Origin of the sequence: Flavobacterium sediminis, assembly GCF_003148385.1 — a bacterium.
GTDB lineage: Bacteria > Bacteroidota > Bacteroidia > Flavobacteriales > Flavobacteriaceae > Flavobacterium > Flavobacterium sediminis.
Window position 1 is genome coordinate 2,618,919 of record NZ_CP029463.1, and the last position, 20,483, is coordinate 2,639,401.

11 protein-coding genes are annotated in these 20,483 nt (G+C 36.6%); all 11 read left to right on the plus strand.

Features of this window, described 5'->3' with window-relative positions:
- Position 1: 1 nt before the first annotated feature.
- The 11 genes from coaBC to DI487_RS12200 all read left to right on the plus strand — a co-directional run bounded on the left by coaBC (position 2) and on the right by DI487_RS12200 (position 20,477).
- The gene (gene coaBC, locus DI487_RS12150; RefSeq protein ID WP_109569892.1) at positions 2–1,213 is read left to right on the plus strand and encodes a bifunctional phosphopantothenoylcysteine decarboxylase/phosphopantothenate--cysteine ligase CoaBC; all 1,212 of its coding nucleotides are present in this window, start codon (positions 2–4) and stop codon (positions 1,211–1,213) included.
- Entirely contained in the window at positions 1,206–2,099 is an 894-nt protein-coding gene (porD, locus tag DI487_RS12155; RefSeq protein ID WP_109569893.1) for a type IX secretion system protein PorD, read from the plus strand. The genes coaBC and porD overlap by 8 nt, the downstream gene beginning before the upstream one ends.
- Before the next feature lie 16 nt (positions 2,100–2,115).
- A complete protein-coding gene (gene recN / locus DI487_RS12160; RefSeq protein ID WP_109569894.1) occupies positions 2,116–3,768 on the plus strand; it encodes a DNA repair protein RecN in 1,653 nt (550 codons plus the stop codon).
- A 40-nt stretch (positions 3,769–3,808) separates the two neighbouring features.
- The gene (gene fabV, locus DI487_RS12165) at positions 3,809–5,002 is read left to right on the plus strand and encodes an enoyl-ACP reductase FabV (RefSeq protein WP_109569895.1); all 1,194 of its coding nucleotides are present in this window, start codon (positions 3,809–3,811) and stop codon (positions 5,000–5,002) included.
- A gap of 170 nt (positions 5,003–5,172) precedes the next feature.
- Positions 5,173–9,204 (plus strand): fibronectin type III domain-containing protein, encoded by a 4,032-nt coding sequence (locus tag DI487_RS12170; protein WP_109569896.1) that lies wholly within the window; start codon positions 5,173–5,175, stop codon positions 9,202–9,204.
- Between the two features lie 208 nt (positions 9,205–9,412).
- Positions 9,413–13,603 (plus strand): fibronectin type III domain-containing protein, encoded by a 4,191-nt coding sequence (locus DI487_RS12175; protein ID WP_109569897.1) that lies wholly within the window; start codon positions 9,413–9,415, stop codon positions 13,601–13,603.
- 212 nt (positions 13,604–13,815) lie between these two features.
- Positions 13,816–16,434, plus strand: coding sequence for a T9SS type A sorting domain-containing protein (locus DI487_RS12180; RefSeq protein WP_146193464.1), 2,619 nt, complete (start codon positions 13,816–13,818; stop codon positions 16,432–16,434).
- Positions 16,435–16,519: 85 nt separating this feature from the next.
- Positions 16,520–17,512: a glycosyltransferase gene (locus tag DI487_RS12185; protein ID WP_109569899.1), complete on the plus strand. Its 993-nt coding sequence runs from the start codon at positions 16,520–16,522 to the stop codon at positions 17,510–17,512.
- 11 nt (positions 17,513–17,523) lie between these two features.
- On the plus strand, positions 17,524–18,111 hold the full coding sequence (gene coaE / locus DI487_RS12190; RefSeq protein WP_109570677.1) for a dephospho-CoA kinase: 588 nt from the start codon (positions 17,524–17,526) through the stop codon (positions 18,109–18,111).
- Positions 18,112–18,182: 71 nt separating this feature from the next.
- Positions 18,183–19,766 (plus strand): sensor histidine kinase, encoded by a 1,584-nt coding sequence (locus DI487_RS12195; protein ID WP_109569900.1) that lies wholly within the window; start codon positions 18,183–18,185, stop codon positions 19,764–19,766.
- 12 nt (positions 19,767–19,778) lie between these two features.
- Positions 19,779–20,477, plus strand: a complete 699-nt coding sequence (locus DI487_RS12200) for a response regulator transcription factor (RefSeq protein ID WP_109569901.1) — start codon at positions 19,779–19,781, stop codon at positions 20,475–20,477.
- Positions 20,478–20,483: the final 6 nt, after the last annotated feature.

Below are 20,483 nucleotides of genomic sequence, written 5' to 3' on the forward strand. Positions count from 1 at the left end.
TATGTCTGTTCTATGCGGTAAAAAAGTTATTCTGGGTGTATCTGGAGGTATTGCTGCATACAAAACAGCTCATTTGGTAAGACTTTTTATAAAAGCAGGTGCTCAGGTTAAAGTTGTCATGACACCTGCTTCTAAAGATTTTGTGACACCTTTAACACTCTCTACCTTATCTAAAAACCCCGTTGTTTCAGAATTTTACAATGAAGAAGAAGAGAATGCGGTTTGGAATAACCACGTTGAATTAGCTCTTTGGGGAAATTTGATGGTCATAGCTCCGGCCACAGCCAATACTTTGGCTAAAATGGCAAACGGAAATTGTGACAACTTACTTATAGCAACATATCTTTCGGCAAAATGTCCGGTTTATTTTGCTCCTGCAATGGATCTGGATATGTACAAACATCCGTCAACTTTAGATAGTTTTACTAAATTACAAAAGTTCGGAGATACCATTATTCCGGCTGAAAAAGGAGAATTAGCAAGTGGTCTTTCGGGAGAAGGCCGAATGGCAGAGCCAGAAAATATTATTGCTTTTTTAGAAGACGATTTATTGCAAAAACTTCCTTTGCGAAATAAAAGAGTGTTGGTGACAGCCGGGCCTACATACGAGGCGATTGATCCGGTTCGTTTCATCGGGAACCATTCTTCAGGAAAAATGGGGTTCGATATCGCTCAGAAAGCTGCAGAGAAAGGAGCAGAAGTGATCTTAGTGTCCGGTCCGACGCATTTGCAGCTCGATAATAGTCAGGTTAAAATTGTTCGGGTACAATCGGCTCAGGAAATGTATGATGCTTGTCATGAATATTTTGATTCTGTTGATGTAGCAGTTGCTGCGGCTGCAGTTGCTGATTATCGTCCGAAAATTGTTGCGGATCAGAAAATAAAAAAGAATGATGCTACGTTTAATATAGAGTTGGAAAAAACAAAAGATATCTTAGCGTCATTGGGAGAAAATAAAAAACACCAGCTTTTAGTTGGCTTTGCTTTAGAAACAGAAAATGAAATTGAACACGCTAAGCAAAAAATTCAGAAAAAAAACTTAGATTTGATTGTGCTTAATTCGCTGAACGATTCAGGAGCCGGTTTTGGACATACTACTAATAAAGTAACATTTATAGATGCACAGTTTAATATACAGGCTATGGAATTGAAGTCAAAAGAAGAAGTGGCACAAGATATCATTAATAAAATTTTGGAGATACAACATGCGTAACGTTTTAAGAATTCTGGTTTTAGTTTTAGGTTTTATATCGGTAAGTTCTGCTCAAGAACTGAATGCAACTGTTTCGGTTAATTACCAACGAATGACAGATGTAAATCCCCAAATTTTTAAGAATTTAGAAACTAAGGTCAGAGAATTTCTTAATAATACCCGTTTTACAGACCTGAACTTTGAACAGCACGAAAGAATCGAATGTAATTTCTTTATCAATGTTGCGGAGTTTAATTCTAATAATATTCAGGCAACATTACAAGTACAATCGTCCAGACCTATTTATAATTCCACCTATAGTTCACCGGTTTTAAATATTAATGATAAAGATTTCGGATTCCAGTTTTTGGAATATGAACAGTTGGTTTACGATCAAAATAATTTTACGTCAAATTTGATTTCCGTTTTAGCTTTTTATGCCAATATCATTATTGCGGTAGACAGAGATACTTTTGAAGAAAAAGCGGGTACAAAATATTTACAGTCTGCTTTAGCAATATTAAATTTAGCACAACCTAAAGGTTATAAAGGTTGGTCGCAAAATGAAAATACAAATACCAATCGTTACTTTTTGGTCTCAGATATGATGTCTAATACCTATGAAGCGTTTAGAAAAGCTATGTATGAATATCATTTACTGGGGTTGGATACTATGGCAGCAGATCAAGCTAAGGCTAAAGAAGAGATTGGCAAAGCAATAGAAACATTATCTGCTATTCAGAGTTTCAGACCTAATGCTTTTCTGACACGTGTGTTTTTTGATGCCAAAGTAGATGAAATAGTGTCTGTTTTTTCAGGCGGACCAAATTACAATACCGTTACACTAAAAGAAACATTGAATAGAATTTCTCCGTTAAATTCTGCAAAATGGAGTAGAATTCGTTAAAAATCAGTTTTTTGCTATGCTTTTAACTTTAGCTATAAAGAACTATGCACTTATCGATTCGTTAGAAATTAATTTCTCGGATCGTTTTTCCATTATTACAGGAGAAACCGGTGCGGGTAAATCAATCTTGTTAGGAGCTCTTGGACTGGTTTTAGGAAATAGAGCCGATTTAAGTTCGCTTAAAGATGAAGAACAAAAGTGTGTGGTAGAAGCACATTTTGATGTAAGTAAATACGATCTGAAAAGCGTTTTTGAAGCTAGTGATTTCGATTATGAAGAGGTAACGATCATCAGGAGAGAGATATTGCCTTCCGGTAAATCCAGAGCCTTTGTAAATGATAGTCCTGTAAATCTTCAGGAGTTACAAGGCTTGGCTAATTTTTTATTAGACATACATTCCCAGCACCAAACCCGTGATTTGATCGATGAAAGTTACCAAATACGGATTTTAGATGCAGTTGCTCAAAACAAAGAGCTTTTGGCTGTATTTAAAAAAGATTTGGGTGTTTTTAAAAAATTACAGAAAGAACTGCAAAGATTACAAGCCGAAAAACAATCTCTTTTAAACGAACAAGAATACAACAACTTCTTATTGGAGGAATTGGTTCAGGCTAATTTAAAAGAGTCTGAACAGGAAGAGCTTGAATCAGAGCAGGAAGTTTTAAGCAATATTGAGTTTGTTAAAGAAAATATCGATAAGGTTTTGGCTTTAGCCAAAGAAGAAGAAATAGGTATTCTTTCTTCAGTCAATGAAGCTAAGAACAGTTTACAGAAATTAGCCTCGTTGTCAAAAGAATACCAAAGTTTATTTGAGCGAATCAATAGTATTTATATAGAACTGGATGATGTTGTAGAAGAATGTGTCGGGAAGCAGGAACAAATCGTAGACGATCCGGGGCGATTAGTTTATATTAATGAAAGACTTCAGTTCATTTATAATTTACAAAAGAAACATAACGTAAATACAGTTGCGGAACTTCTGGATATACAAAATCAATTAAGTGAAAAAGCGACTAAGTTTGACGCAATTGATTCGGAGATAGATCAGGCAGAAGTGCAAAAAGAGATCGTTTTTAACCGATTAGAGAAAACAGCCGATGAAATTTCAGGATCACGTCAGCTAACGGCGCCTAAACTGGAACAGGCATTGCTGGAAATTGTAAGACCATTAGGAATGCCCGATGCGCAGATACAGTTTGAAATAAAACCACTTGAGCAATTTTCGGAAACAGGGAAAGACAGTGTTAGTTTGTTGTTTTCGGCTAATAAAGGGATGAAACCCGGTCCGATCAAAAAAATGGCTTCGGGAGGAGAGATGTCGCGTGTTATGTTGGCAGTAAAAGCTGTATTAGCACAGTCAATAGACTTGCCGACGATTATTTTTGACGAAATAGATACCGGAGTGTCCGGAGAGGTGGCATTAAAAATGGGAGAGATCATGAAAGAGATGAGTAAAAAGATGCAGGTATTTGCCATTACTCATTTACCACAGATCGCTGCAAAAGGAAATCAGCATTACAAAGTATTTAAAAATGAAGTAGGGGGAGTGGTGAATTCTGAAATCAAGCAGTTGGATGCAAACGAAAGAGTTGTAGAGATTGCAGAAATGTTGTCAGGAAAGAATATTACTGACTCGGCATTGGCACATGCTCAGACATTATTAAATTAAAGTAGTATTTTTGTTTATTAATTACGTAAAAGAATAAATTATGATTATAGAGCCTAGAATGCGTGGTTTTATATGCTTAACAGCTCATCCAGAAGGTTGTGCGCAAAGCGTAAAAAATCAAATAGAATACGTTAAATCTAAAGGAAAAATTGAAGGAGCTAAAAAAGTATTGGTTATCGGAGCTTCAACAGGATTTGGTTTGGCTTCCAGAATTACGAGTGCTTTTGGTAATGGAGCTGCAACAATAGGAGTATTCTTTGAAAAAGAACCGGCAGAAGGGAAAACAGCAACTCCGGGATGGTATAACTCGGCTGCATTTGAAAAAGAAGCAACAGCAGCAGGTTTATATGCTAAAAGTATTAACGGAGATGCGTTTTCAGATGAAATTAAGCAACAAACAATAGACTTAATCAAACAGGATTTAGGGCAAGTAGATCTTGTAATCTATAGTTTAGCCTCTCCTGTTAGAAAAGATCCTAAAACGGGAGTTTTATATCGTTCAGTCTTAAAACCGATTGGAAATAAATTCACAGATAAGACTGTGGATTTTCATACAGGTAAAATGTCTGAAGTTTCTATAGAGCCTTGTAATGAAGAGGAAATAGCAAATACAGTTAAAGTAATGGGGGGTGAAGATTGGATGCTGTGGATTGAAGCAATGAAAGAAGCCGGCGTCTTGGTTGATGGTGTGTTAACCTTAGCATATTCATACATAGGACCAGAAGTTACCGAACCGGTTTACAGAAAAGGAACTATTGGTAGAGCAAAGGATCATTTAGAAGCGACTGCATTTGAAATTACTGATGAATTGAAAGATATTCAAGGAAGAGCCTATGTTTCAGTTAATAAAGGATTGGTAACACAAGCAAGCTCAGCTATTCCTGTAATACCTTTATATATATCATTATTGTATAAAATAATGAAAGCAAAAGGATTGCATGAAGGCTGCATTGAACAAATACAACGTTTGTTCCAAGATAGATTGTATTCTGGAAATGAGATCCCGACAGATGAAAAACATAGAATCCGTATTGACGATTGGGAAATGAGAGAAGATGTTCAGGAAGAGGTTAAAAAACTTTGGGCAATTGCTTCTACTGAGAATCTACAGGAGATCGGTGATCTGGCAGGGTATAAACAGGATTTCTTAAATTTGTTCGGTTTTGGTTTTGATGGAGTAGACTATTTAGCTGATACTAATGAAGTTGTAAGAATTCCTAGTATAAATAACTAAGGAAAAATCATTTTGTAGTTATTTTTAGTTGCTATAATTTAACTTTCAGATAGAAATTTGTTAAAACCCCATGTTTTTACATGGGGTTTTATATTTCAATGTTAAATAAGTGTAAAAGTAATGCTAAAATTTAATAAATTAGCAACGCTTAACAAATTAATAATTATAAAATGAGAAAAATTACGCTATTTTTTGCGCTGTTTTTTGTTTTCTTACAAATGAATGCGCAAACAGGTACGGTTTTGGTGGGGGCAGACGACGGTTCGCCTAACACGACTACTGGTTACCCAAGTCCATTACAGGATTATTATAAAACAGGTAGGTCTCAATTTTTGTATCTGGCTTCTGAATTATCAGCCTCAGGATTGGTAGCAGGAGATATTACAGAGATCGGTTGGGTAGCTACCTCTATTGGGACCAGTGGTTTGGAAGAGAATTATACAATTTCTATTCTTCAAACCTCTTTAACTGCTTTAACATCAACTTTTGAATCAGGAGCTACTGTAGTTTACGGTCCGGTGGATTTTACTCCGACAGCAGCCGGTTCAATTGTTTTTCCTTTAACAACTCCTTTTACATGGGACGGAACTTCAAATTTGATTATTGAAGTTTGTGCCGGTAATGCATCGGGATCTTGGACTCAAAATGTTCAATGTTCTAATTCAACATTGTCATTTAACGGGTCTGTTTATTACAGATCAGATACAGCAACGTCTCCTTGTACAACAGCTACAGGAACTACATCAACTACAAGACCGCTAGTTTCTATTACAGGAAATGTAGCATCTTGTTTACCACCGACTTTCTTGACATATACAACTTTGGCTTCTGATAGTGCAGTTGTGACTTGGACAGAAAACGGTTCTGCTACTCTTTGGAATATAGAATACGGACCAGCCGGGTTTACTCCTGGAACAGGAACTGTTCTAACAGGTGTGTCTAACCCTACAACTATTGGTTCGTTAACAGCAAATACAGATTACGATTTTTATGTACAGGCTGATTGTGGCGGTGGTACAGTAAGTAGTTGGTCAGCAGCTGGTTCATTTACAACTTTATGTTCAACATTCACTGCACCTTGGTTGTATGATGTTGAAACTGCAGCTACGACTACAAGTTCTGTTATTGAAGATTGTTGGTCATCAAATCCTTCGGGAACTACATCGTCATTCCGATGGAATGTTGATGGTAGCGGATCAACACCTTCATCATTAACAGGTCCTTCTGGTGCTTATAGCGGAAGTAATTATTTCTATACAGAAGCGTCTTCAGGAACTACCGGAGATGCAGCGGAATTAGTTACACCTAATGTTGATATCAGCGGATTGACTACTCCTGTAGTTCAATTTTATTATCACATGTACGGATCAACAATGGGAGATTTACATGTGGATGTTTATGATGGCACAACATGGACCAATGATGTTGATGTAATCGTTGGACAGCAACAAACTGACGGGGCAGATCCTTGGTTACAAAGAATAGTAAGTTTATCAGGTTATACTGGAGTGGTTCAGGTAAGATTCAGAGCAATCAGAGGAACTGATTATTATGGAGATATGTCTTTAGATGATATCGAGTTTACAGAAGCACCTTCTTGTTTTACACCAACTAACTTAGCGGCAAATAACGTTACTTTTAACTCAGTTTTGTTGTCATGGTCAGATTCTTCTGGAGGAGTTCAGAATGATTATGAATATGTAATTCAGCCAGCAGGAACAGGAACGCCAACAGCTGCCGGAACAGCAGTTACAGGTTTGTCGGTTACGGATTCTTCATTAACTCCGACTACTGATTACGAAGTGTATGTAAGAGCTGATTGTGGAGGAGGAGATTACAGTGGATGGGCAGGACCTATTACTTTTACAACAGGCTGTGCACCGGTTACAGCACCATGGTTATATGATGTAGAATCTGCAGCTACAACTACAAGTTCTGCTATAGATGATTGTTGGTCATCAAATCCTTCAGGAACTACATCATTATTCCGATGGAATGTTGATGGAAGTGGATCAACGCCTTCGTCGTTAACAGGGCCTTCAGGAGCTTATAGTGGGGTTAACTATTTTTATACTGAAGCTTCTTCCGGATCAACCGGTAGTGAGGCAGAATTATATACACCTTTAGTAGATATTAGTGCTTTAGTATCACCAGTAGTTCAATTCTATTATCACATGTACGGATCTACAATGGGAGATCTTCATGTTGATGTTTTCGACGGAACAACTTGGACAAATGATGTAGATGCTATCTTAGGTGAGCAACAAACATCGGATACTGATCCTTGGTTACTAAAAATAGTAAACTTATCAGGGTATACAGGGGTGATTCAGGTACGGTTCAGAGCTGTAAGAGGAACTGATTTTTATGGAGATATGTCTTTAGACGATATTGAGTTTACAGAAGCTCCGGCATGTTTCCCGCCTAGTAATTTTGCAGCATCTAATGTTACTGATTCCCAAGTACAATTAGATTGGACTGATCCTACAGGATTCCAGTATGATTTTGAATATGTAATCCAACCGGCAGGAACAGGTACTCCTACAGGAAACGGAACTCCGGTTGCGGACTTTTCAGTAGTGGACAATACACTATCTCCGGTTACAACTTATGAGGCTTATGTAAGAGCTGACTGTGGAGGAGGAAGTTATAGTTCATGGGTAGGACCAGTGACATTTACTACAGCTTGTGCCGTTTATTCTGTCCCTACGTTAGAAGATTTTACAACTTATGTTCCTGACTGTTGGGAAGAAGCAGATAACGGAGATTTAGTAGCTGGACCAGCTTCATTCGGTTCTAGTTCATGGTCTGCGGACGGTTTCGGAAATAATGGTACAACAGGTGCATTTAAGTACAATATTTATACAACAGGTGCAAATGATTGGGTGTTATCACCGCTTTATGATATCCCTACAACTGGCTATGAGTTGAAATTTGATGCAGCAGCAGCACAATATGCAAGTACTTCTGCACCAACAACAGCGTGGGAAGCAGATGACTATGTACAAGTATTAGTGTCTACCAGTACAGATAACTGGACAGTGTTGTATACTTATGATAATACAAATGTTCCGTCAAACACAGGTACGGTAAATATCATTGATTTGGATGCTTATGCCGGTATGGTCGTAAGATTTGCATATAGAGCGGTAGAAGGATCGTCAAACGGTTCTGCGGATATCGACTTCTCTATTGATAATTTTGAGATTAGATTGTCACCGGTTTTACCACCGGATTGTGCTACAAATGTAGTTGCTACACCTGATGCATCATGTGGTAATAATCCAACTGTTTTATCTTGGGATAGTGTTTCCGGTGCGAATGGTTATAAATTAACTATCGGAACTACTTCAGGAGGAAATGATGTTTTAGATAATGTAGACTTAGGTCTTGCAATTACATATGATTTCACAGGGTTGATTAACACAACATATTACTTTACAGTTACTCCTTATAATGACAACGGAGATGCTGTAGGATGTTCTGAAGTTACATTTACTACAACTGCAACAGGTTGTTACTGTGATTCTGTACCGACTTCTAATGATGATTTAGGAATTACGAATGTAACTATTAATTCAACAGGTTTTGGAACACCGGATGTTACATATTATGATCATACAGCGACATCTGTTGATTTAGAACAAAATGTAACGGCTTCTGTTTTAATTGATTTCGCAACAGGTTATACTTACGATACAAATATTTGGATCGATTTTAATGATGATTATAACTTTGATAACGTAACTGAAAAAGTATACACAGGAACAAGCACGTCTGCTAACCCTACCACACTTGATGCTTCATTTTATTTAGCACCTGGTGCAACATTGGGGCAACATAGAATGCGTATAGGAACAGCTGATTCCGGACAAGTACCACCTGATCCTTGTTTTTCAGGTTCTTATGGTGTAACTCTCGACTTTACAGTTAATATCATAGCTCAGTTAAGTGCAGAATCATTTGAATCAAATGGTTTCATGGCTTATCCTAACCCGGTAAAAGATGTGTTGAATTTGAAATATTCAACTGAAATTACTGACGTAAAAGTCGTTAATTTATTAGGTCAGGTCGTTATCAATAAAAATAATGTAGATTCAACAGATGTACAAATTGATATGAACGATTTAAGTGCAGGTACTTATATTGTAAATGTAACTGTTAATGATGCAGTTAAAACAATTAAAGTAGTTAAGCAGTAAATTCTTTTTAAAGATTTAAAATCTAAATACTAAGCTCCATCCGTAAGGATGGAGTTTTTTTATTTAATAAACTAATAATTGTTAAATAGATTATCTTTTTCTATTTTGTAGTAAAAAATTTACTTACTAAAAGTTAATATGTTTTAAAAAGTGATTTTAAAATATTTAAATATGTATTTTAGCGCACTTTATTAAAAAAATAACATAAATGAGAAAAATTACTTGTTTTTTAACAATTTTAACATTGCTTGTGACAGTTAATATGTTTTCACAAGCAGGCTGTGCAGGGGCGGTCTTATTGACACCCGGAACACAGCAATGTGGTAATACTTCTGAAGGAGGTGATACCAATAGCAGTAATCCTTGTTTAGGAAATTATGATGGAGGAGATGATTATTTGTTCTATTATGTGGCTTCTGAAACAGGAGAGACTCTTAGTTTTGTATTAACTGGTCATGATGATTGGACAGGTTTTGGACTGACAAGTGGTTGTCCGGAGTCTGGTACTGCTACCTGTATGGGATATGCAACTACATCAGGAACAGAAGATATTACTTTTGATTCAGATCCTCTTGTTGCCGGAGAAACGTATTATTTACAGATTTCTACTTGGCCTTCTCCGCAATCAACAGATTTTTGTTTAACGACAACTTTAATTCCGGCGCCAACATGTTTGGATCCTGAGAATTTTATGGCGTCTAATTTGACAACAACTTCTGTAGATCTTTCTTGGACGGCAAATCCAAGTACTCAGAATGATTTTGAATATGTGATTCAGGCAGCAGGAACCGGAGAGCCTACGGCTAATGGAGTGGCAGTTTCCGGAACATCAGTTTCTGAAACATCATTAAATGAAAATACTACTTATGAAGTTTATGTAAGAGCTAATTGTGGCGGAGGAGATTACAGTGCTTGGGTTGGTCCGATTACATTTACAACTTTGTGTTCAACATTTGTAGCACCGTGGTCTTATGACGTTGAAACTGCTGCGTCAACAACAAATTCTTCAATAGGAGATTGTTGGTCATCTAATCCTACAGGAGATTCTTCAGTATTCCGATGGGATATTGACGGTAGTGGATCAACACCTTCATTCTCAACAGGACCTACAGGTGCCTATAGCGGAAGTAAGTATTTCTATACGGAAGCTTCTTCAGGATCTACCGGAGATATAGCAGAATTATATACTCCTGATGTTGATATCAGTGGATTGACTACTCCTGTGGTACAATTCTATTATCATATGTATGGAGCAACTATGGGAGAGTTACATGTGGATGTTTTTGACGGTACAACTTGGACTAATGATGTAGATGTGATTATCGGACAACAACAAACTGATGGAGCAGATCCTTGGTTGCAAAGAATAGTAAGTTTATCGGGTTATACAGGGGTTGTTCAGGTAAGATTCAGAGGAATCAGAGGAACAGATTATTACGGCGATATGTCTTTAGATGATATTGAAATCACGGAAGCTCCTTCTTGTTATACACCTTTAGATTTAGCAGTAGGCAATATTACATACAATTCTGTTTATTTATCATGGACAGATCCTTCTGGAGTTCAGAATGATTTTGAATATGTGATCCAACCGGTAGGAACAGGAGTGCCAACAGGATCGGGAACAGCAGTTTCAGGTTTTTCAGTTACGGATTCTTCTTTAACACCGGCTACAGATTACGAAGTGTATGTAAGAGCTAATTGTGGTGGTGGAGATTATAGTGAATGGACTGATTCTGTTATTTTTACAACAAGTTGTGCACCTGCTTTAGCTCCGTGGTTGTATGATGTGGAATCAGCATCCACAACGACAAGTTCATCTATTGCAGATTGTTGGGTATCAAATCCGACAGGAACTTCGTCACTATTCCGATGGAATGTTGATGGTAGTGGATCAACACCTTCATCATTAACAGGGCCTTCAGGTGCTTATAGCGGAACCAACTATTTTTATACTGAAGCTACTTCAGGATTAGCAGGAGATGTAGCAGAGCTATATACTCCGTTTGTAGATGTTAGTGCTTTAACATCTCCGGCAGTACAGTTTTATTACCACATGTACGGATCAACAATGGGTGATTTGCATGTTGATATTTTCGACGGAACAACATGGACAAATGATCTAGAAGTTATTTCAGGAGAACAACAAACGGCTGAGACTGATCTTTGGGAGTTCAAGGCAGTAGATTTGTCAGGTTATACAGGAATAATCAGATTAAGATTCAGAGCTGTAAGAGGGACAGATTCTTATGGGGATATGGCTCTAGATAATATTGAGGTAACAGAAATGCCAACTTGTATTCCTCCGAGTAATTTCACAGTGTCAAATGTTTTAGCATCAGAAGCACAATTAAATTGGGTTGACCCTACAGGTTTCCAATATGATTTTGAATATGTTATTCAGCCACAGGGAACAGGAGTGCCTACCGGTAATGGTACAACTGTTTCAAGTAGTTTCACTGTAACAGATAATTCTTTAAATTCAAATACAGCTTATGAAGCGTATGTAAGAGCAGATTGTGGAGGAAGTTATAGTGTTTGGGTAGGTCCAATTAATTTTGACACACCTTGTAATCCTTATACAATTCCTTATTTTGAAGGCTTTGAATCAGGGTATGCAGATGCAACTACTGTTGCTGGTTGTTTGTATCAGGAATCATTGAGTGGATCAGGGGTATGGACGGCTAATACTTCAGCGACAAGTTATAATAGAACACCGAGAACCGGTTCTTGGAATGCATATCTAGGATATTCTAATGAAGATTGGTTATTTATTCCGGTTGAATTGATAGGTGGTACAAGTTATACAGTAGACTTGTATGCGCGTCAAGACGGTGCAAATGCTGCAAATGCAGATATAGCTATAAGCTACGGTCTTAATCCGGACGATGCTTCGATGACAAACGCGATAGTGGCAGCAACAGGAATCGTAAACGGAGACTATCAACAGATACAGGGTAATTTTACACCTTCAGCAGATGGTGTATATTATGTAGGAATAAAAGGAAACATCAATAGTGCTCCATGGTATATTTCATTGGATGATATTTCTATAGATCTAACTCCTGCCTGTCAACCACCTTTTAGTGTAGTTGTAAGTAATATTACCGATACTACTGCAGATTTTACTTGGGGTGCAACTACAGGAAATTACGAATATGTATTAGATAATAGTGCAACTGATCCTACAGGAGCAGGAACACCTATTTCAGGAGAAAGTTACAATGAAATATCTTTAACACCTGAAACAACTTATTATTTCCATGTCAGAACAGATTGTGGAAGTGATTGGGTAACAATCTCATTTACAACAACTGCAGTACCACCGGCTAATGACGAGTGTGATAATGCTGTAGCGTTGACTGTAAACGCTGATTATTCATGTGCAGTTGTTACTTCAGCTACAAATGAAGCAGCCACTGATTCAGGAATTGAACCAACATTTAGCGTGTCTGGTACACCTGATAATGATGTATGGTTCTCTTTTGTAGCAACCAGTACACAACATAGAATTACATTATCAAATATTGTTGCAGTAGTAGGAACTTCAATAGATATGGGAATGGCAGTTTTTGACGGAACAAGCGGATGTTCAGCATTATCTCTAATAGGTAGTAGTGATCCTAATACTTATGATGTAACAGGCTTAACGATCGGGAATACGTACCTTGTAGCAGTTTACGGTTGGAGCTCAACAAACACTGAGCAAACTACATTTGATATTTGTGTAGGAACACAGCCACCTGCACCGGCTAACGATAGTTGTTCTACAGCAATTGAAATAACATCATTACCTTATACAAATTCGCAAGATGCTTTAGGAGCAACTAATAATGCAGGAATGGTAACAGCTTGTGGAAGCGGAATGAATGATGGTGTTTGGTATACAGTAGTAGGGAATGGTAGTGATATAACTATTGAATTAACGAATATGAGTTATTGGGATGCCGAGATTGGAGTTTATACAGGTTCTTGCGGTACATTTACATGCGTAGGAAATGCTGATTCAAACAGTAGCGGAACAGGAGAAACTTATACAATTACCGGATCTACACTCGGAGAAACATATTATATAAACATTGGTCATTATAGTAGTTTTTCAGATTCTTCAGAAGGACAGTTTACTATCGATGTGACTTCTACATTATCTAACGCTACATTTGATAATGAAGCTCAGTTTGTAGCTTATCCAAATCCGGTAAATGATATTCTGAATTTAGAATATGAAGCTACTATTGATGAAGTAAGAGTACTTAATTTATTAGGTCAGGAAGTATTTGCTAAAAAGGTAAATGCTACATCTGCAAAAATAGATATGACTTCATTAAGTGCCGGAACTTATATTGTAAATGTTCAGGCAGGTGATTTGATCAAGACAATAAAAGTTATTAAACAATAAGGATGTTAATTGATTAACTCTTGAAAAACCCCGTCTTTTTAAAGACGGGGTTTTTATTTTATATGAATATATATTTGGGCGGTATGGTAGATCTTAAAAGGTTGTAATAATGTTATTTTTTTCTTTTTAAGTTAAAAATAGTCTATTTTTTATTTTTTTGTTATTTTATTTATAAATTGCGTAAAAAAAATAATAATAAAATAACAATACGTATGATTAAAAAAATTACCCTTCTTTTAGTTCTGTTCCTATCGGGTATATCCCTTCAGGCTCAATATTCATTTGGGACAATAGCAGGACCTATAGTAGTACAGGAAGGTTCTCCTGTGACTTTGAACATTAATGATGCTGCAAATAGTGCCGGAGTTCCAACGTCCGCAACAGGATCATATTCTTCTTTTCAGGTAACGCTAGATTGGTCAGAAGTGAGTGGTTTTCCTTATTCGGAAGAAGCTCAGTTAACTGCTACAACAGCAGCCGGATCTGTTTTTTTTGCAACAGCAACTTCAGGTGGAGCAAGTAGTAATTCAAGCACGACTTTAACTTTTGAAGGTACTTTTTTCGGTCCTTATGATCCTAGTGTAGACGGAACTTTGGATCTAGAGTTCAATCAGACTTATTCCGGGTCGTCGGCTAATTGGGCTAATATTTTAGTTACGATTTATGAATCACCGACTTGTATTGATCCGAATACTTTTGCGGCAACTATAATTTCATCGACTTCTGTTCAGTTGGATTGGAATGATCCTACCGGATTTCAAAATGATTTTGAATATGTGATTCAGGCTGAGGGAACCGGAACGCCTACAGGTAGCGGAACACCTGTGTCAGGTTTTTCAGTAACAGACAATAGCTTAACCCCTAATACCGCTTATGAGGCTTATGTAAGAGCCGATTGCGGTGGTGGAGATTATAGTTCTTGGGTTGGACCAATTACATTTACAACTCCGACAGAAATAGTTTGTGGTACGCCATCGAATATAGTTTATTGTTATGATGATAATGATACAACAACATGGTCATTTATTTCTAGTGACGGAAGTCCGCTAAGAATTACATTCAACGGAGGAGATATCGAATCTTGTTGTGATGATATTTTAATTTATCAAGGTAGTGATAACACAGGAACATTATTGTACCAAGGGAATAACGGAGGAGATTTAACAGGCTTAACTTTTGATAGTGCTTCCGGTTTAATTTATGTAGAAATCGATTCAGACGGTTCGGTTAGTTGTGTAGATGGCTCGTTCACTACTCAGTGGGATTTTACAGTGATTTGTGCTACTTGTGTTAGTCCGAACTCTTTTACTGCGACAGCTCTTTCACCGACTTCGGCTCAGTTGGATTGGAATGACCCTACCGGATTTCAGAATGATTTTGAATATGTGATTCAACCACAGGGAACCGGAATACCGACAGCTAATGGTACAGCTGTGTCAAGTTTTTCAGTAACAGATAATAGTTTGACTTCTAATACAGCTTATGAAGCTTATGTAAGAGCCGATTGTGGTTCAGGAAATTATAGTTCATGGGTAGGGCCTGTGACTTTCAGAACACCGGCGCAAATAATTTGTGGTACGCCATTGAATACTGTTTACTGTTATGATAATAATGATACAACAACATGGGTGTTTATTTCTGACGACGGAAGCCCGTTAAGAATTACATTTAACGGAGGAGATATCGAATCTTGTTGTGATGATATTTTAATTTATGATGGTACTGACAATACAGGAGCACTACTATACCAAGGAAATAACGGAGGGGATCTAACGGGATTGACTTTTGATAGTACTTCTGATGCTATTTATGTAGAGATCGATTCGGATGGTTCGGTTAGCTGCGGAGATGCTTCGTTCTCTACACAGTGGGACTTTACTGTAACTTGTGCTACTTGTGTTAATCCTACGGCTATATTTGCTGTTATTCCGGATTGTAATAATACACAATTCTCAGTTGATGTAGATTTAACCGATTTAGGAACGGCTACTTCAGTTTCTATTACTGATGGTACAACGACTTTGACAGCTATTTCAGCAACAGGAGTTCAGACTTTCGGTCCTTATGCTGAAGGAGCATCGCTATCGTTCTTAATTACAAATGAACAAGACGGGTCATGTACGTTGTCTTCAGGGACAATAACATATACTTGTCCGCCAGCTAATGATGAATGTGCAAATGCTACGGTATTAACGCCGGGAGGTGTTTTTGCTGATAATGCAGTAATCGGATATAATACAGCGGCAACAGACTCAGGAGAAACAGCACCGGGATGTGCTCTTTATCTCGGAGGAGATGTTTGGTATACTGTTACAGTTCCGGCTTCAGGAAGTATAACAATAGAAACCAATAACGATTCGGCAAACGGAAGTTCGGTAACAGATACAGGAATGGCTGTTTATAGTGGCTCTTGCGGATCACTAACTTTGATTGAATGTGATGATGATGATAGTGCAGACGGAAACTTTTCTTTAGTTGCATTAACAGGTCAAACTCCGGGAGAAGTATTGTATGTAAGTGTTTGGGAATATGCTAATGATACAGAAGGATCTTTTCAGGTTTCGGCGTATGACGCATCTTTAAGTGCAGCATCGTTCGGTAATAATACATTTAAAGCTTATCCTAACCCAGTAAAAGATATTTTAAATTTAGAGTATTCGTCTGATATTACAGCAGTACGTGTTATGAATCTTTTAGGGCAAGAAGTTCTGGTTCAAAAAGCTAATGCGGCTTCAACTCAGGTAGATATGACATCCTTAGCTGCCGGTACTTACATTGTAAGTGTTCAGGTAGGAGATAACACAAATACTTTAAAAGTAGTGAAACAATAACTTTAATAAAACACTAATTTAAAAGCTCCGATACTTTCGGGGCTTTTTTTATTTCCAGATATCTTATATTTGTTAAAAAAACGGAATGCACTTTTCTTTTATAATTCCGGTTTATAACCGTCCGGATGAAATAGATGAACTTTTGGAAAGTTTATCAAAGCTTGATTATAATAAGCCCTTTGAAGTTGTTGTGGTAGAAGATGGCTCAAAGATTGATTGCAGATCGGTCATAGAGAAATACAAAGGGAAGCTAAACGTCAGCTATTTTTATAAAGACAATTCAGGACCCGGAGATTCCAGGAATTTCGGGATGCAAAAGGCACAAGGTGATTACTATATTATCCTTGATTCAGATTGTATTATTCCTGAACAATACCTAAAGAAAGTAGAAGAGTATTTAAATGTAGAATATGTAGACTGTTTCGGAGGTCCGGATGCAGCTTTGGATACCTTTTCTGACGTACAAAAAGCTATTAATTTTTCCATGACTTCTTTTTTGACAACAGGAGGGATACGGGGAGGAAGTGAAAAAATAGGGAAGTTTCAACCCAGAAGTTTCAATATGGGACTTTCTGCTAAAGCTTTTCAGGCTTCCAAAGGATTTGGGAACATACACCCAGGAGAAGATCCGGATTTGTCAATTCGTCTTTGGAAACTCGGCTATAAAACCCGATTGATTTCAGAAGCCTATGTATTTCATAAAAGACGTATTGACTGGAATAAATTTTTTATTCAGGTGAATAAATTCGGAAAAGCCCGTCCCATCTTAAATTTCTGGTATCCGGAATATAAAAAACTGACTTTCTGGTTTCCTACACTTTTTTTGTTTGGCTTCATTGTGTCAATTCTTTTAACCGTTTTCGGAGTGTATATAGGTATTGAAGTTTACCTGTTTTACATTATAGTACTTTTTTTTTCTTCTTTATTTGTAACCAAAAGCATAAAAATTGCTACATATAGTATAATAGCTGTAATAATACAGTTCTATGGATATGGGATAGGTTTTTTTAAATCTTTTTGGAATATAAACGTTTTGAAGAGAGCACCGGAGGAAGCGCATCCGGAATTGTTTTTTTAAAAGATAAAGAAATGACAAAAATAATCGGTTTAACAGGAGGAATAGGTAGCGGTAAAACAACGGTAGCTCGTTATATTGCTCAAAAAGGGATTCCTGTTTATGTTTCCGATTCAGAAGCTAAAAAAATAGCTGAGTTACCGGAGACGGTTTCAGAAATAATACAATTTTTCGGAAAAGAGATTTTAAATACTGAAGGACAGATAGATCGTAAAAAACTGGGAAATATAGTATTTAATGATTCGGAAAAGTTAGAAAAGCTTAATCAGATTATACATCCTAAAGTTAAACAGCATTTCTCCGATTGGTTGCAAGAACATAAAGAGCAGCCTTTTGTAGTGAAAGAAGTGGCGATATTATTTGAGACCGGAGGTCATAAAGATTGTGATTATGTTATTCTGGTGACAGCTCCGACAGAATTGCGAGTGGAACGAACAATGGCTAGGGATGGTCTGACAAGACAACAAGTTTTGGACAGGATTCAGAACCAAATGTCGGATGAAGATAAAGCTAAAATGAGTGATTTTGTAATTCAGAATATTGAATTGCAGGACACTTTAAAAAAAATTGATAATATTTTCTTAAAAATAAGAAAATCGTAAAAAAGCATCTTTTTGTTAATCTTTGGTTAATGTTTTTTAACAAGAAATGTTAAAAAGTTAAATTTGTATTGATGAATAAGACAAGGTTTAGGTTGCTGGCTCTTTTGATGAGTTTATCCTTAATAGGAATCATTACGGTTCAGCTTTATTGGATAAATACATCATTGAGGATCAATGATGAACAATTTAAGTATCAGGTACAACAAGTAGTAAGTCACGTGGCAGAAAATGTAAATTCACGTGAATTAAAAAACTTTATAACTGAATACAATAAAATTAAAGACAGCATTGGTAAAGAACCGGAAACTAATGTATTAAAAGAAATTCTCTTTTATGAGAAAGATATTAAAACCAATGAAACTATAATTTACACCAGTACATTAGTATCTGAAAATTATGGAATTAACGGTTCGTTCTTTGATAAAAATGCAGATTCGTTATGGGTAAAGAATATTGTTTCTAACCGAAAAACAGAAGTCTATAACGGAGATGTTTTTGATAATAATCACAGACAACTGAATAAAACCCCGGATATAACGATACGGAAATCAGGTTCACTGTCTAGTCTGGATAAAGCTAATTTTGAGTTGGCGATGAAAGATATTGTTTCTGCAAGACCGATCCAGTCCCGAATAAGTGCTGAAGAATTACATCATTTATTAAAAACGGAACTAGATAATTACGGAATTAAAACACCGTTTGAATTCGGGATTTACAGTAATGGCTTGGCAACAAAAGTTCGTTCAGAGAGTTTTAAATATGATAAGAATAAAACGTACGGCATACCGATCTTTAAAGACGGAGACGGAAAAGTAAATTACCAGTTACTGGTTTCCTTTCCGCAAAAAAGTAAATTCGTTTTTTCTAAAATATTTGGTCTAACGTTACTTTCACTTTTGTTTACTTTGGTTATAGTGTTGACCTATATGAGTGCGTTGAAGCAATTGATTAAACAAAAACAGATCTCAGAGATTAAGACTGATTTTATCAATAACATGACGCATGAGTTTAAAACGCCTATTGCAACGATCAACTTAGCTTTAGACGCAATTAAGAATCCTAAAATTATTGAGGATAAGGATAAGGTTCAGCGTTATCTTCAGATGATTAAAGATGAGAACAAACGAATGCATGCTCAGGTTGAAAACGTATTGCGAATTTCGAAATTAGAGAAAAACGAATTGGATATCAATAAAGAGCCGACAGATGTAATGGAAGTTCTGGAGAATGCTATAGAACACGTTAGTTTATTGATTGAAGATCGGGATGGAACAATTACCAAGCATTTAGAGGCTACAAGAACAACCATATTATTAAACGAATCGCATTTTACAAATGTTTTGGTGAACATTTTGGACAATGCCATCAAATATTCGCCGAATGCTCCTGTGATTGATGTATATACAGAAAATATCAAAGACTATATACTCATCAAGATTCAGGATCAGGGAGCAGGAATGAGTAAAGTAGCCCAAAAAAGAGTGTTTGAAAAATTTTATAGAGAACACACGGGCGATTTGCATAATGTAAAAGGTCATGGACTGGGCTTAGCTTATGTGAAACAAATAGTAGAAGACCATAACGGTCAGATCTATGTAGAAAGTGAAAAAGGAAAAGGAAGTACATTTATAATTAAAATGCCATTAATAAATTAAGACACAACAAATATGGAAGCTAGAAAAATTTTATTAGTTGAAGATGACCCCAACTTTGGTGCAGTATTAAAAGACTATTTAGTAATCAATGATTTTGAGGTAACATTGGCTAAAAATGGTATGGAAGGTTTTGAAAAATTTAAAAAAGATAATTTCGATTTATGTATTCTTGATGTAATGATGCCGTATAAGGATGGTTATACCTTGGCTCGTGAGATCAGAGAGAAGAATCAGGAAATCCCTATCATATTTTTAACGGCTAAAACATTAAAAGAAGATGTTTTAAAAGGTTACAAAGTAGGTGCTGATGATTATTTGAACAAGCCTTTTGATTCCGAAGTGTTGTTGATGAAGATCAAAGCAATTGTGCAACGCAAAGCTTCAGAAACGAAGCCGGACAATACACGATTTGAATTTCAGATCGGAAGATTTCATTTGAACTCTAAATTGCGTTTTCTTTCTTTCCAGAACGAGGAGCCGATTAAGCTTTCTCCGAAAGAATGTGAATTGTTGAAAATGTTAGCACTTCATGAAAATGATTTGATGCCTAGAGAATTAGCATTGACTAAAATTTGGAGAGACGACAACTATTTTACATCTCGTAGTATGGATGTTTATATTGCTAAATTGAGAAAATACCTGAAACGCGATGAAAATGTGGAAATTTTGAACATTCACGGAGAAGGATTCCGTTTGGTAGTTAAAAAGTAAATAAAT

Excerpts from the sequence above, each read along its gene's own strand:
- coaBC (WP_109569892.1), top strand. The coding sequence starts at position 2 with ATGTCTGTTCTATGCGGTAAAAAAGTTATTCTGGGTGTATCTGGAGGT.
- porD (WP_109569893.1), top strand. The coding sequence starts at position 1,206 with ATGCGTAACGTTTTAAGAATTCTGGTTTTAGTTTTAGGTTTTATATCG.
- recN (WP_109569894.1), top strand. The coding sequence starts at position 2,116 with ATGCTTTTAACTTTAGCTATAAAGAACTATGCACTTATCGATTCGTTA.
- fabV (WP_109569895.1), top strand. The coding sequence starts at position 3,809 with ATGATTATAGAGCCTAGAATGCGTGGTTTTATATGCTTAACAGCTCAT.
- DI487_RS12170 (WP_109569896.1), top strand. The coding sequence starts at position 5,173 with ATGAGAAAAATTACGCTATTTTTTGCGCTGTTTTTTGTTTTCTTACAA.
- DI487_RS12175 (WP_109569897.1), top strand. The coding sequence starts at position 9,413 with ATGAGAAAAATTACTTGTTTTTTAACAATTTTAACATTGCTTGTGACA.
- DI487_RS12180 (WP_146193464.1), top strand. The coding sequence starts at position 13,816 with ATGATTAAAAAAATTACCCTTCTTTTAGTTCTGTTCCTATCGGGTATA.
- DI487_RS12185 (WP_109569899.1), top strand. The coding sequence starts at position 16,520 with ATGCACTTTTCTTTTATAATTCCGGTTTATAACCGTCCGGATGAAATA.
- coaE (WP_109570677.1), top strand. The coding sequence starts at position 17,524 with ATGACAAAAATAATCGGTTTAACAGGAGGAATAGGTAGCGGTAAAACA.
- DI487_RS12195 (WP_109569900.1), top strand. The coding sequence starts at position 18,183 with ATGAATAAGACAAGGTTTAGGTTGCTGGCTCTTTTGATGAGTTTATCC.
- DI487_RS12200 (WP_109569901.1), top strand. The coding sequence starts at position 19,779 with ATGGAAGCTAGAAAAATTTTATTAGTTGAAGATGACCCCAACTTTGGT.